Genomic DNA, 12,883 nt, shown 5'->3' with positions numbered 1-12,883 from the left:
TTTTATGCCCCGTCAGCGTGAGTAGCGGCGGCTTTTTGTGTTCCCCCTGCAGAATGTGTTCTGGGTAACCTATAATTGCTCTTATAAATATGCGTATGTCTGTGCCTTTATGCGCGCATTCCTTGAGTACGCAACCCCAAACCACTAGGAGAACACCGTGAAGATTATCCTCACCGTCACAGGCATCGACCACGAAGGCATCATCGCCGCCGTGACCGCAACCCTCGCCGAGCGCAAGGTCAACGTCCTCGACGTTTCCCAGACCATCATGGGCGAATTCTTCACCATGATCATGCACTGCTCCTTCGACGAAGAGCAGCAGAACCTTATCGACCTGCAGGAAGCCATGGTTGGTGTCGAGCACGAACAGAAGGTCCAGATTCGCATCCAGGCAGAATCCATCTTCAAGGCAATGCACACCATCTAGGTAGCCACCATGATGAATGACAATATTCTTGAAACCATCCGAATGATCGAGGAGCAGAAGCTCGACATTCGCACCGTCACCATGGGCATCTCCCTGCTCGACTGCGCCGACTCCGACGGCGAAGTGGCCCGCCGCAAGATTTACGACAAGATCACCAGCCGCGCGGCAAACCTCGTCAGCGTCTGCGAAGGTATCGAAGCTGAGCTCGGCATCCCGATTGTCAACAAGCGCATCGCCGTCACCCCCATCGCACTGGTGGCAGGCGCCTCCAACGATGAGGACTACGTAGAGTTTGCTCGCACCCTCGACACGGCAGCCAAGGCAGTCGGCGTGAACTTCGTCGGTGGCTTCAGCGCCCTCGTCGACAAGGGCATGACCCCTGCCGACGAAAAGCTGATTCGCTCCATCCCGCGAGCGCTCGCAGAAACCGACGTTGTCTGCTCCTCCGTGGATATCGGATCCTCCCGCGCCGGCATCAACATGAGCGCCGTCAAACTCATGGGCGAAACCATCCGCGCCACCGCAGACCTGACCGCGGACGCACACGGCTTCGGCTGCGCCAAGCTTGTCGTCTTCGCGAACGCCGTCAGCGACAACCCCTTCATGGCGGGCGCATTCCACGGCGTGCAGGAAGCAGACACCACTATCTCCGTAGGTGTCTCCGGCCCCGGCGTGGCACACCGCGCCCTGCAGAAGGTCCGCGGCGAATCCTTCGACACCTGCGCCGAAGAAATCAAGAAAGCAGCCTTCAAGATTACCCGCGTCGGCCAGCTGGTCGGCACCCTCGCCTCTGAGCGTCTGGGCGTACCCTTCAACATTATTGACCTCTCCCTGGCACCCACCGCAGAGATTGGCGACTCGGTCGCGCACATCCTCGAAGAGATGGGTCTGGAAACCGTCGGTACCCACGGCACCGTTGCGGCACTTGCGCTGCTCAACGATGCGGTGAAGAAGGGCGGCCTCATGGCGTGCTCGAACGTCGGCGGCCTCTCCGGCTCCTTCATCCCAATCTCTGAGGACATCGGCATGATTGAATCCGCAGCCGCCGGACACATCACCCTGGACAAGCTCGAAGCAATGACCGCCATCTGCTCCGTCGGTCTGGACATGGTCGCGGTTCCCGGAGACACTCCCGCCGCCACCCTCGCCGCAATGATTGCCGACGAAGCAGCAATCGGCGTGATGAACCACAAGACCACCGCGGTCCGCGTCATCCCGGCGGTTGGTCTGGGCGTAGGCGACATGGTTGAGTTTGGCGGCCTGCTCGGTCGAGCACCCGTCATGCCCACCCACACCCCCAGCGCGGAGGCGTTCATCGCCCGCTGCGGTCGTATTCCGTCGCCGGTTCACGGTTTCCGCAACTAAGTTTGATTCCGCAACTAAGCCCTAGGTGCGCTGAGAACCAATAGAAAAAGGGGAGGCACCGAAGAATATCTCTTCGGTGCCTCCCCTGGTGCTGTATGAGCTACCAAGAAGTTACTAATACACGAAACGGCTCATCAACGCCTCCAGCGCCAGACGCGCATTCGCGTTCGTCCGCAGGCGACGCAGAGTCAGTTCGACCGCCTGCACATCCTCCAGCAGTTGTTGGGCGGAACGGCGGGTGCAGAACGCATCCAGAGGCTCCCGCAAATGCTCATTGACCAGCGGAGCCTGCGCAGACAGAGCCACCGTCAACGCATCACGCAGAACCGTCTGAACCTGAGCCACAGAACGTAGCAACGTATCGGAGGAAACGCGCTTAGCGCGGCGCTTCTGCTGCTCCTCTAGGCGGCGAACCTGCGCACGCAGGGACGGCGAAACCCGCTCACCCTCGCGGATACCCAGTAGCGCCAGTAGCTCCTGGCGTTCCTGCTCATCCCTGAGAGCGGAGACAGCCTGTGCGTCCTGATCGGCAAGGTCGGTGAGCTTTTCTGCGGCGTTGAAAGCCGAAGAAATAGAACGAACATTCAGAATCAGGGAGGTAATCAACTCCCGACGAGCCATCGCCTGCTCATCGGTCGCCAAACGGTACCCCTCCTGCGCATCGCCCAGAGCCAGGCGCGCCGCACGCTGCGCCAGCGGGTCAGCCACGCCGTGCGCCAGCAGATACTCGTGCACCTGCGCATCCGTCGGAACCGGCAACTGTACCGGACGGCAACGCGAACGAATCGTCACCAGCACGTCAGTGGGGGAGGGCGCCGTCAACAGCCAAATCGTATGCGGCGGCGGCTCCTCAATTGCCTTCAACAACACATTGGAGGTACGCTCCGGCATGCGTTCGGTGTCCTCGACCAGAATCACGCGCCAACGACCCACGGTTGGGCGGTCCTGAGCCTTCATGACCAGCTCGCGTGCCTCATCAATGCTGATCTGCGTCGCCTCGGTACTAAAGTGCGTGAAATCCGCGTGTGAACCGTTCATGACGGTCACGCAGGCCTTGCACTGGCCGCATCCGCGGTTCTGTGGGTCGGGCTGCTCGCACAGCAGAGCCGCCGCGAAGACCTTTGCCGCCTCACGGTGAGGCGCGCCGGTCGCCCCGGTAAACAGCCAAGCGTGCGTGGGACGGTCAGCTGCGGCGTCTGCGCGTAGCTGCTGGAGCTTATCAGCGGGAATCAGCAGGGTATCCCAGAGACTCATGCGTCCTCCTGCGGGGTGCGGACCAGCTCACGGGCGGCAAGTAGCGGCTCAACCACCTCAAGCACGCGCGCGTGTACCTGCTCAATCGTGCCCACGCCGTCAATGATGCGGTGCGAACCGTTAGCGTCCTCACGGGCAATCTGCTCGAAGGCACCGTGAATACGTGCCTTGAACGCCGCGCCTTCAGCCTCAATACGATCAACGGTGCCGCGCTGGTCCATGCGTTCCTGCTCGGCGCTCAGCGGTACGCTCAACAGCAGGGTTGCGTCGGGAACCAGATCGGCGGTGGCCCAGCGGCTCAAATCGACAATGGTCTCAACGCCCAGATCACGGCCTACGCCCTGGTACGCGGCGGAGGAATCAATATAGCGGTCGCTCAGCACGATGGCGCCCTCAGCGAGCGCGGGGCGAATCAGCTGGGAGGCGTGCGCCGCGCGGGACGCCGCGAAAATCAGCGCCTCGGCGCGGTCGTCAATAGTGCCCTGACCTGCCTCAAGGACGAGTGCGCGTAGCTTTTCGCCAATCTCGGTGCCGCCGGGTTCGCGGGTGGTGATGACACGGTATCCGCGGTCGCGTAGTGCTTTATTCAGCAGTGCGAGCTGGGTGGTTTTGCCGGCGCCGTCGCCTCCTTCAACCACGATAAAAAGCCCGCGGCGACCGGTCGGGTCGGCGGGAAGATTCTGCGCATCGGGGGTGTAGCTGAGAGTATCCATCACTTCTTAAGAGTACCGGGTCTGCCCAAATCCTCGGTGTGGCTTCGGCGACGGTTCCGAACAGCATTGAGTGCGCTTACAGGTAAAAAACATGTAAATACTGTGTACCGTCACCTGCGTGGGCGTGCGTTCTGGGCGTGGGTGTGCCAGGCTTAAAGGCATGAGTGCAGATAACCACGACATGAATTACTCCGCCGAGACCTTCGTCGTCTCCGGCGGCCGCCCGGCACACGAGCATGACGCGCCGGTGAACCCCCCGATCGTTCTTTCTTCCACCTACCGCGGCGTGGACGCTGTCAACATTGAGCAGGACCGCGTGTACGCCCGCTTCTCGAACCCCACCTGGGAGGGTATGGAAGAGGTTGTGGCGAAGCTGGAGAACGCATCCCAGCCGGGTCTGCTGTTCCCCTCCGGCATGGCTGCTGTCGCCGCCGTGATTGACCTGGTTCCGGTTGGTTCCATTGTGCTGATTCCGAAGCACGCGTACATGGCGTCGGTGACCCTGTGCAAGGATTTGGAACGCCGCGGCATTATCGAGCTCATTCGCGTGGACATTGAAGATACCGAGAGCGTTATCGCCGCAATGGAGGATGCCGCATCCCGCGCCGGCGTGACCCCCGAGAACGTGAACTACTCGGCACCGAAGGTCCTGGCGTGGCTGGAGAGCCCCACCAACCCGATGCTTGAGGTCGCTGACCTGCCCGCCCTGCTGTCTACCGCTCGCCGCCTGGGCATTGTGACCGCGGTGGACAACACCTTCGCGACCCCGATTCTGCAGCGTCCCCTGGATTTGGGTGCTGACGTCGTGGTTCACTCCGCAACGAAGTTCCTTGCAGGCCACTCGGATGTGCTGTTGGGTATGACCCTCACCTCGAATGAGGAACTGTACAAGGCGATGCTGCACCACCGCATCACCAACGGCGCAATCCCCGGTCCGGTGGAGGCGTGGCTTGGTCTGCGCGGTCTGCGCACCCTGGCGTTGCGTGTGGAGCGTGCTGTAGAGAACGCGCAGGTTCTCGCAGAGCGTCTGAGCGAGCACCCCTTCGTGACTGAGGTGCGTTACCCGGGTCTGGAGAGCGACCGCGGTCATGAGGTTGCGAAGAAGCAGATGGACGGTTTCGGTGCGATTTTGTGCGTCACCCTGGATACCGATGCTCAGGGCGCCCGTAACGTTGTGGAGGCGTTGAAGCTGTGGACCCCGGCAACCTCCCTGGGCGGCGTGGAGTCCCTGGTGGAGCGTCGTCGTCGCCACGGTAATGAGCCGGATTCGATTCCTGAGTCTCTGCTGCGCCTGTCGGTGGGTATCGAGAACGTGGATGACCTTTACAATGACTTGGTTGAGGCCTTTAAGGTCGTCCGCTAAGCGCTTTGCTAGGGTTGTCTAGAGAAGCTGCTGATTCTAAGGAATACTATGTCTCCTATTCTGTTGGTCTGGTATGTGACCACTTTTGTTGATACGCTGCTGGCTATCGCTGGTGCTGCGGTTGGTGTGCTGGCTTTTGTGCGTGCGTGGATGTCTCCGGCGAACGCGTACGATTTTGCCGGTAAGCGCCCGAAGAACACGTGGCTGGCTTTGACCGGTGGTTCTGCTGCGGTGTCGCTGTTTAGCGTTTTTGCTGCGGTGACTGGCGGCGGTAATACTGTGCTGATTCTTCAGCTGGTTGCTGCTGTGATTAGCTGCGTGTTCCTGGCTGGTGTGTGGCCTTCGGTTGGTCGCCGCCGTTTCTAGCGTTAGCTTTTGCGCTCGCTTTGTGCGATAGAGTGTGAGGCCTCGTGCGCTGTCTGACGGGTTTGTCCCGGTCGGATGGTGTGCGGGGCTTTTCCCTTTTCTGGCGGGGTTTTTGAGCCTTTCGTTCTGGTAGAAAAGACCCTTATAAATTTTTGGGAGAATGCATATTTTCTAGGCTCTAAGGCATGACAAACCGGCGGGTAAATGAAAAAATAGAGGTATGACTTACAAACTAGTACTCCTGCGCCACGGCCAGTCCGAGTGGAACGAGAAGAACCTGTTCACCGGCTGGGTGGACGTTAACCTGACCGATAAGGGCCGCGCTGAGGCTAAGCGCGGCGGCGAGCTGCTGGCAGAGCGCAACATCCTCCCCGATGTTGTTCACACCTCCCTGCAGCGTCGCGCAATCAACACCGCAAACCTTGCACTGGATGCAGCAGACCGCCTGTGGATTCCCGTCAAGCGCACCTGGCGCCTGAACGAGCGTCACTACGGTGCTCTGCAGGGTAAGAACAAGTCCGAGATCCGCGAGGAATACGGCGACGAGAAGTTCATGACCTGGCGTCGTTCCTACGACGTTCCGCCGCCCCCACTGGATGACAACGACCCCTACTCGCAGGCACACGACCCCCGCTACGCGGATGTTGAGAACGCTCCTCGCACCGAGTGCCTGAAGGACGTCCTGGGCCGTATGCTTCCCTACTGGGAGTCGGACATCAAGCCCGACCTCGCAGCAGGCAAGACCGTTCTGGTTGCTGCACACGGTAACTCCCTGCGTTCGCTGGTCAAGCACCTCGAGGGTATTTCCGATGAGGACATTGCTGGCCTGAACATCCCCACCGGTATTCCGCTGTACTACGAGCTGGATGAGAACTTCCAGCCCGTCAAGGCCGGCGAGTACCTGGACCCCGAGGCTGCTAAGGACGCTATTGCTGCCGTAGCAAACCAGGGTAAGTAATACCTCCGGCAGGGTTTCACCCCTGTCATTGTGATGAGCCGTCCACCGTTGAGGTGGGCGGCTCATTGCGTTCTCTGCAGGGTTTCTGTACGGTGAGCCTGCCTGAGAAGACGGGCGTTCGCTCAAGTGCTGGGTATCCGCCACATTTATACTTATGGGGTACCCGAATGGAAGGGAAGTACATGGATGCCGGTCTGATCGCCTTTATTGCGGGCATGATAGGTCTGCTGGTGGGCGTCCTGAGCATGAACGCGGTGGCGCGTAGTGAGCGGGAGCAGGAGCGTAGCTTGGTGTCGGCGCCGGCGCTGCGTGATGGTGCCGCTCAGGTGCTTGCTGTGATTGGTCGTGCCTATCTGGTGATTGATGAGGTGGGCGGCGTGGTTCAGGCTTCTCCTGGTGCGTATGCGATGGGTCTGGTGCGTGGTCATACGGTGGCCTCTGATGAGTTGGCGGATATGATTCGCACGGTGCGTCATCGCGGTATTTTTGCGGAGCGTACTTTTGAGATTGACCGCGGTGAGGGTGAGGCGCTGGTCTTGGACGTGCGTGTTGCTTCGCTGGGGGATGAGTACATTTTGGTGCTCGCTGATGACCGCACTGAGATTTCTCGTGTTCAGCGTATGCGTAATGATTTTGTGGCGAATGTGTCGCATGAGTTGAAGACTCCGGTGGGTGCGGTGAGTCTGCTGGCTGAGGCTATTGAGCAGGCGAGTGATGACCCGGAGGCGATTGAGTATTTTGTGGGTCGTCTGCATAAGGAGACTCGTCGCCTGTCTGCGCTGGTGCGTGACATTATTGAGCTTTCGCGTCTGCAGTCGACTGATGTGATTGCGCGTGGTGGTCCGGTGTCGGTGCCTTCTTTGGTGGCTGATGCGGTGGACCGTTCGCATATTGTGGCGGAGGAGAAGGACATTCAGATTTCTACCCGCATCGAGGAGGTCCCCGAGGTGTACGGTGACGCCGAGCTGCTCGGTATTGCTGTGCAGAACCTGGTGGAGAACGCGGTGCGTTATTCGCCGGAGCATACGAAGGTGGATATTTGGGTGCACCGTGTGGCTGATCAGCTGTTGGTTGAGGTTGCTGATCAGGGCGTGGGTATTCCGGAGGACGAGCAGAAGCGTATTTTTGAGCGTTTTTACCGGGTTGATCCGGCTCGTTCGCGTCAGACGGGCGGCACTGGTTTGGGCTTGAGCATTGTGAAGCATGTGATGACTCAGCACGGTGGTAGCGTGACGGTTCGGTCGATGCCGCAGGAGGGCTCGACGTTTACGTTGGCGTTGCCGCTGAATGAGCCTCCGGCCGCAGTGTAGTGTTAGCGGTATAGGTTTTATGGAATCGAAGGAAGTTATTGATGTCTAAAATTCTGATTGTTGAGGACGAAGAGGCCCTCTCGGATCCCCTTGCATTTTTGCTGGGTCGTGAGGGTTTCCAGACGATTGTTGTGGACAACGGTCTGGATGCTCTGCCGGTGTTTGACCGCGAGGGCGCAGATTTGGTGCTGCTGGATGTGATGCTTCCGGGCATGTCCGGCATGGAGGTGTGCCGCAAGCTGCGTGAGGTGTCTTCGGTCCCGATTATCATGCTGACCGCTAAGGATTCTGAGCTGGATAAGGTGCTCGGTCTGGAGCTGGGCGCTGATGACTATGTGACGAAGCCGTATTCTGCGCGTGAGCTGATTGCTCGTATCCGCGCGGTGTTGCGTCGTCGTTCGGCGGAGACTGATTCTGCTACTGAGTCGGTGCTGCAGGGCGGCCCGGTGCGTATGGATATTGACCGCCATGTGGTGACGGTTAATGGTGAAGAGATTTCTATGCCGCTGAAGGAGTTTGAGCTCCTGGAGATTCTGCTGCGCAATGTGGGTCGTGTGATGACTCGTGGCCAGTTGATTGAGCGCGTGTGGGGCGCCGACTATGTGGGTGATACGAAGACCCTGGACGTGCACATTAAGCGTCTGCGTTCGAAGATTGAGCCGGATTCTTCTGCCCCGCAGTATGTGGTGACGGTTCGCGGCTTGGGCTATAAGTTCGAGGCGTAGGCGGGCTTGAGACTGATGAGTTCTGCTTCTGCGGCGAATACTGCTGTGATTGTTTTGGCGGCTGGTTCGGGTACTCGCCTGGGTGAGCCGATCCCGAAGGCTGCTGTGCGTGTGCATGGTCGTACTTTGCTGGATTATGCGTTGGAGGGTGCGCTCGCTTCGGGTGTTGCGGAGCATGTGGTGGTGACTGTTCCTGCTGATTGTTCGGCGAGTTGCCCGGAGCTTTTGGAGGACGCCCGCCGTGCCGGTGCGTTGATTACTGCCGGTGGTGATACGCGTACTGCTTCGGTGGTTGCGGCGTTGGATGCTTTGAAGGATGCGCAGGTTCCGGTGGATTATGTGCTGATTCATGATTGCGCTCGTGCTTTTACTCCGCCGCAGGTGTATCACCGTGTGCTTGAGGGTTTGGGTGCTGAGAGCCCGCAGGGTGTTGTGCGTGCGGTGATTCCTGTGTTGCCGGTGGTGGATACGGTGAAGACTGTGGATTCTGCTGGTTTGGTGACGGGTACTCCTTCGCGTGCGCAGATGCGTGCGGTGCAGACTCCTCAGGGTTTTGAGGTGGCTGCCCTGTTGGCGGCACATGAGCGTAGCCGTTCCCTGCCTGCTGAGGAGGCTGAGCTGCTCACTGATGATGCGATGGCGATGGAGGCTGCGGGCGAGCCGGTATTGACGGTTGCCGGTGCTGCGGATGCGTTTAAGGTGACGACTCCGATGGATTTGCGGGTTGCTCGCGCGCTGTTTGGTGATTCTGCTGCCTAACCTTGCCGCCTAATGCCTCTTTTGCCGAGGCATTGCTGCTGAGAAGATGTTTGATCGATTGAAGGGTCCTGTGATGACTGTTATTCCTCGTGTTGGTACCGGTGTTGATGTCCACGCTTTTGGCGAAGAGGGCACTCCCCTGTATATTGCTGGTCTGCATTGGCCGGGTGAGCGTGGTTTGAGCGGCCATTCTGATGGTGATGTGGTGGCTCATGCTGCCGCGGATGCTCTTTTTGCCGCCTCCGGCACGGGGGATTTGGGCTCTAATTTTGGTGTGGACCGCCCGGATATGAAGGGCGCTTCGGGTGTTCGTATTCTTTCTGAGGCTGCGGCGATTGTGCGTGCTGCTGGTTTTGAGATTGGTAATGTGAGCGTTCAGCTGGTGGGTAACCGCCCGAAGTTCTCTCCGCGCCGTGATGAGGCGAACCGTGTGCTGAGCGAGGCGGCGGGTGCTCCGGTGACGGTGATTGCGACGACTACTGACGGTCTGGGTTTGACGGGCCGCGGCGAGGGTGTGGCTGCTATTGCGACGGCGCTGGTGTATCCGCGTTCGTAGGTGTTTGGCTGCTTCGAGCCATTCTGTAACCTATCGCTGATTTACCGCCCCGGCGTCTGAACCGACCCCGTAGAATGAGAGTGTGACTATGCGTTTTTATGATTCAGCTTCCGCGACTATTCGCGAGTTTGAGCCCGTCGTGCCCGGTGAGGCGCGTATCTATTATTGTGGTGCTACGGTGCAGGGTGAACCGCATCTGGGCCACATCCGTTCGGCGTTGGTTTTTGACCAGTTGAGCCGTTGGATGCGTTACCGTGGTTTGAAGGTGACGACGGTCCGCAATGTCACTGATATTGATGACAAGATTTTGGCGAAGTCTGCTGATTCTATGGAGCCCGGTTTTGAGGGTGAGTTCCCGAATGAGCAGTGGTGGGCGCTCGCGTATCGTTTTGAGAAGGTTTTTGCTCAGGCGTATGCGGCGTTGGGTATTGATCCGCCGACGTATGAGCCGCGCGCGACCGGTCATATTCCGGAGATGTTTGCTCTGATTCAGCGTCTGATTGATCGTGGCCACGCGTATCCTGCACTGGATGATTCTGGTGACGTGTATTTTGATGTGCGTTCGTGGGATAAGTATGGTGCGCTGACGAATCAGAGCGTTGAGGATATGCAGGATTCTGCGGATGCTGATCCGCGCGGTAAGCGTGACCCTCGCGATTTTGCCCTGTGGAAGGGCTATAAGGAGGGTGAGCCGCTGACTGCTTCGTGGGAGTCTCCGTGGGGTCGCGGCCGTCCGGGCTGGCACCTGGAGTGCTCGGCGATGGCTGGTAAGTATTTGGGTTCGCGTTTCGATATTCACGGTGGCGGTTTGGATTTGCGTTTCCCGCACCATGAGAATGAGCTGGCGCAGTCGACTGCAGCTGGCGATGATTTCGCGAATTTCTGGATGCATAACGGCATGGTCACCTATGAGGGTGAGAAGATGTCGAAGTCTATCGGTAATACGATTTCGCCGGCGCAGATGCTGCAGATGGCCCGTCCGCTGGTGGTTCGTTATTACCTGGGTAGTGCGCATTATCGTTCGATTCTTGATTACCGTCCGTCGTCTCTGCAGGAGGCGGCAACCGCTATTGAGCGTGTTGAGGCGTTCCTTGCTGCAACTCAGGATGTGCTGAAGCCGGGTCGTGAGGTTCCGGAGGCTTTTGCAGAGGCTATGGATGATGACGTGAATATTCCGCGTGCTCTGGCGGTTCTGCATGAGCAGACTCGTGCCGGTAATGCGGCGCTTGCTGCCGGTGAGGATGCTTCGGAGGCGGCGAATGCTGTGATGGCTATGGCTGAGGTTCTGGGTCTGGCGCAGCTGATGAGCTTTAATGCTGAGGGCACTTCGGGTGCTGAGCATGAGGCTTTGGATGCGCTGATTCAGGCTGTGTTGGCGGAGCGTGCTGATGCTCGTGCTCAGAAGGATTGGGCGAAGGCTGATGCGATGCGTGATTTGTTGGCGTCTGCTGGTGTGCAGGTGAAGGATGGCGCGAATGGTTCGAGCTGGAGCGTTGGCTAGAGGGTGATGTGCCCCGCGTTTGTGCGTAAGGCTTAGGTCGTGCGGGTTTCTCTCGCGTAGACTCGTATTCATTACTTTGACGAAGGAAGAGAAGAATGGCTAAGGCAGGTTCGCGCCCGGGCGCTACCACCAAGAAGAAGGGTGCTACTAAGGGCACTGGCGGTCACGGTCGTAAGGCGCTTGAGGGTAAGGGCCCTACTCCGAAGGCTGAGGACCGCGTTTATCACAAGGCGCATAAGATGAAGCGTGCGGCTGAGCGTCGTGCTGCTACCGGTACGAACCGTAAGTTCCAGACTCGTCTGGGCGGTAAGCGTGCTAGCGATGAGCTGGTGACTGGTCGTAATGCGGTGCTTGAGGCTCTGCGTACTGAGATTCCCTCGAAGCACTTGTACATCATGAGCCGTGTTGAGGTTGATGACCGCGTTCGCGAGATTATGACTATTGCGAATAAGCGCAATATTCCGATGCTGGAGATTCCGCGTAGCGAGCTGGATCGTTTGACTGATGGTTCTGTGCATCAGGGTGTTGCGATGCAGATTCCGCCGTACAAGTACCCGGACGCTACTGACCTGGTGCTGGATACTATGGAGCGTTGGCACTCGGGTAAGCTGTCGACTCCGCCGCTGTTTGTTGCTTTGGACGGTATTACTGATCCGCGTAACTTGGGTGCGATTATTCGTAGCGTGTCCGCGTTTAGCGGTGATGGCGTGATTATTCCTGAGCGTCGTTCGGCTGCTGTGACTGCTGGTGCGTGGAAGACTAGTGCTGGTGCGGCTGCTCGTATTCCTGTTGCGATGGCGACTAATCTGACTCGCGTGATTCAGCAGGCTAAGGAGCAGGGTATTTTCGTGATTGGTCTGGATGGCGGCGGCGATATTGAGCTGCCGGCTCTGGAGCTTGCGAATGAGCCGCTGTGCGTGGTGGTTGGTTCTGAGGGTAAGGGTCTGTCCCGCCTGGTGACTGAGAACTGCGATCAGATTGTGTCGATTCCGATTGATTCTGCGATGGAGTCTTTGAACGCGGCGATGGCTGTGGGCATTACTCTGTACGATGTTTCTCGTCGTCGCGCTTCCGCGAACTAGAGTTTTGAAGTTGGCGAGCTACAGCCTGTAGCTCTGTAGCTTGAACCCTGTAGCTTGAATAAGGAGGGCGCCCCCGTGAGGGGGTGCCCTCCTTTTCTATCTCTTCCTATCTTCTGCTCCCTCTATAAGGTGTCCTTTGGATGTGCTCCTGGAGGCTTTCTGAGCTCTTTTGAAGGTTTTTAAACTTTTTTCAAAGAACTTTAGGGAGGCTTATCCTGCGTTGACTAGGGGTTTTAGTGCTCTGTTCAAGTCAGAATGAACCTAAACCCCCTTATTTGTGGTCTACTTCACCTGTTTTCGGGTTGCGGACCCATTTCGGCATCTGTATAGTTGTATGAGTCGCCGCGGCGAGGAGGAAAAAACGAAGAACTTCTTCGGTGTTTCTCCTAGTCAGAAGCGGTTGAATGACTTTCAATTGTATAGTGTTTTGGTTTCTTGCTTAGAAGAATCTCAGGTTGCCTGTTGGCGATGATTGAAGAGTTTAGGAAAGAAACATTGTGGTGT

The 12,883-nt window shown here is 58.3% G+C and carries 13 protein-coding genes; 11 read left to right on the top strand and 2 right to left on the bottom strand.

What is annotated here, in order from left to right; all coding sequences use genetic code 11:
* The first annotated feature begins 157 nt into the window (after positions 1 to 157).
* Entirely contained in the window at positions 158 to 427 is a 270-nt protein-coding gene (locus tag HMPREF2605_RS03510) for an ACT domain-containing protein (RefSeq protein ID WP_005507158.1), read from the top strand.
* A gap of 9 nt (positions 428 to 436) precedes the next feature.
* A complete protein-coding gene (locus tag HMPREF2605_RS03505) occupies positions 437 to 1,792 on the top strand; it encodes a PFL family protein (RefSeq protein WP_049354497.1) in 1,356 nt (451 codons plus the stop codon).
* Between the two features lie 114 nt (positions 1,793 to 1,906).
* Here the strand turns inward: HMPREF2605_RS03505 and HMPREF2605_RS03500 are convergent, their stop codons facing one another.
* Both HMPREF2605_RS03500 and tmk read right to left on the bottom strand, forming a co-directional pair.
* On the bottom strand, positions 1,907 to 3,046 hold the full coding sequence (locus HMPREF2605_RS03500) for a DNA polymerase III subunit delta' (RefSeq protein WP_070846940.1): 1,140 nt from the start codon (positions 3,044 to 3,046) through the stop codon (positions 1,907 to 1,909).
* On the bottom strand, positions 3,043 to 3,759 hold the full coding sequence (gene tmk / locus HMPREF2605_RS03495; RefSeq protein WP_083324843.1) for a dTMP kinase: 717 nt from the start codon (positions 3,757 to 3,759) through the stop codon (positions 3,043 to 3,045). Before tmk ends, HMPREF2605_RS03500 begins: the two co-directional genes overlap by 4 nt.
* Positions 3,760 to 3,919: 160 nt before the next feature.
* Between tmk and HMPREF2605_RS03490 the strand changes: the two genes are divergently transcribed.
* The 9 genes from HMPREF2605_RS03490 (at position 3,920) to rlmB (ending at position 12,379) form a co-directional block, all read left to right on the top strand.
* Positions 3,920 to 5,122, top strand: coding sequence for a trans-sulfuration enzyme family protein (locus HMPREF2605_RS03490; protein ID WP_070846939.1), 1,203 nt, complete (start codon positions 3,920 to 3,922; stop codon positions 5,120 to 5,122).
* Positions 5,123 to 5,170: 48 nt separating this feature from the next.
* Complete coding sequence (locus HMPREF2605_RS03485) at positions 5,171 to 5,488, top strand: DUF2516 family protein (RefSeq protein ID WP_005507153.1); 318 nt, start codon at positions 5,171 to 5,173, stop codon at positions 5,486 to 5,488.
* Between the two features lie 220 nt (positions 5,489 to 5,708).
* Positions 5,709 to 6,446, top strand: a complete 738-nt coding sequence (locus HMPREF2605_RS03480) for a phosphoglyceromutase (protein ID WP_070605018.1) — start codon at positions 5,709 to 5,711, stop codon at positions 6,444 to 6,446.
* 167 nt (positions 6,447 to 6,613) lie between these two features.
* On the top strand, positions 6,614 to 7,756 hold the full coding sequence (locus HMPREF2605_RS03475) for a sensor histidine kinase (RefSeq protein WP_012904157.1): 1,143 nt from the start codon (positions 6,614 to 6,616) through the stop codon (positions 7,754 to 7,756).
* A gap of 41 nt (positions 7,757 to 7,797) precedes the next feature.
* The gene (locus tag HMPREF2605_RS03470; RefSeq protein WP_005507150.1) at positions 7,798 to 8,481 is read left to right on the top strand and encodes a response regulator transcription factor; all 684 of its coding nucleotides are present in this window, start codon (positions 7,798 to 7,800) and stop codon (positions 8,479 to 8,481) included.
* Between the two features lie 15 nt (positions 8,482 to 8,496).
* Positions 8,497 to 9,240: a 2-C-methyl-D-erythritol 4-phosphate cytidylyltransferase gene (ispD, locus tag HMPREF2605_RS03465; protein ID WP_070846937.1), complete on the top strand. Its 744-nt coding sequence runs from the start codon at positions 8,497 to 8,499 to the stop codon at positions 9,238 to 9,240.
* A 73-nt stretch (positions 9,241 to 9,313) separates the two neighbouring features.
* Positions 9,314 to 9,796, top strand: coding sequence for a 2-C-methyl-D-erythritol 2,4-cyclodiphosphate synthase (gene ispF / locus HMPREF2605_RS03460; protein WP_005509302.1), 483 nt, complete (start codon positions 9,314 to 9,316; stop codon positions 9,794 to 9,796).
* 82 nt (positions 9,797 to 9,878) lie between these two features.
* Positions 9,879 to 11,297 carry a cysteine--tRNA ligase gene (gene cysS / locus HMPREF2605_RS03455; RefSeq protein ID WP_044146129.1) on the top strand — a complete coding sequence of 473 codons (1,419 nt, stop codon included), beginning with the start codon at positions 9,879 to 9,881 and terminating at the stop codon, positions 11,295 to 11,297.
* A 95-nt stretch (positions 11,298 to 11,392) separates the two neighbouring features.
* Positions 11,393 to 12,379 (top strand): 23S rRNA (guanosine(2251)-2'-O)-methyltransferase RlmB, encoded by a 987-nt coding sequence (rlmB, locus tag HMPREF2605_RS03450; RefSeq protein WP_005509305.1) that lies wholly within the window; start codon positions 11,393 to 11,395, stop codon positions 12,377 to 12,379.
* Positions 12,380 to 12,883 lie beyond the last annotated feature (504 nt).

Source organism: Rothia sp. HMSC065C03 (genome assembly GCF_001837295.1).
In the GTDB taxonomy this organism is placed as follows: domain Bacteria; phylum Actinomycetota; class Actinomycetes; order Actinomycetales; family Micrococcaceae; genus Rothia.
The sequence above is the reverse complement of the archived record's forward strand: the minus strand, read 5'-3'. Positions and strand labels throughout refer to the sequence as shown.

Coding starts and splice junctions, on each gene's coding strand:
- HMPREF2605_RS03505 (WP_049354497.1), top strand. CDS start 437: ATGATGAATGACAATATTCTTGAAACCATCCGAATGATCGAGGAGCAG.
- HMPREF2605_RS03500 (WP_070846940.1), bottom strand. CDS start 3,046: ATGAGTCTCTGGGATACCCTGCTGATTCCCGCTGATAAGCTCCAGCAG.
- tmk (WP_083324843.1), bottom strand. CDS start 3,759: ATGGATACTCTCAGCTACACCCCCGATGCGCAGAATCTTCCCGCCGAC.
- HMPREF2605_RS03490 (WP_070846939.1), top strand. CDS start 3,920: ATGAGTGCAGATAACCACGACATGAATTACTCCGCCGAGACCTTCGTC.
- HMPREF2605_RS03485 (WP_005507153.1), top strand. CDS start 5,171: ATGTCTCCTATTCTGTTGGTCTGGTATGTGACCACTTTTGTTGATACG.
- HMPREF2605_RS03480 (WP_070605018.1), top strand. CDS start 5,709: ATGACTTACAAACTAGTACTCCTGCGCCACGGCCAGTCCGAGTGGAAC.
- HMPREF2605_RS03475 (WP_012904157.1), top strand. CDS start 6,614: ATGGAAGGGAAGTACATGGATGCCGGTCTGATCGCCTTTATTGCGGGC.
- HMPREF2605_RS03470 (WP_005507150.1), top strand. CDS start 7,798: ATGTCTAAAATTCTGATTGTTGAGGACGAAGAGGCCCTCTCGGATCCC.
- ispD (WP_070846937.1), top strand. CDS start 8,497: ATGAGTTCTGCTTCTGCGGCGAATACTGCTGTGATTGTTTTGGCGGCT.
- ispF (WP_005509302.1), top strand. CDS start 9,314: ATGACTGTTATTCCTCGTGTTGGTACCGGTGTTGATGTCCACGCTTTT.
- rlmB (WP_005509305.1), top strand. CDS start 11,393: ATGGCTAAGGCAGGTTCGCGCCCGGGCGCTACCACCAAGAAGAAGGGT.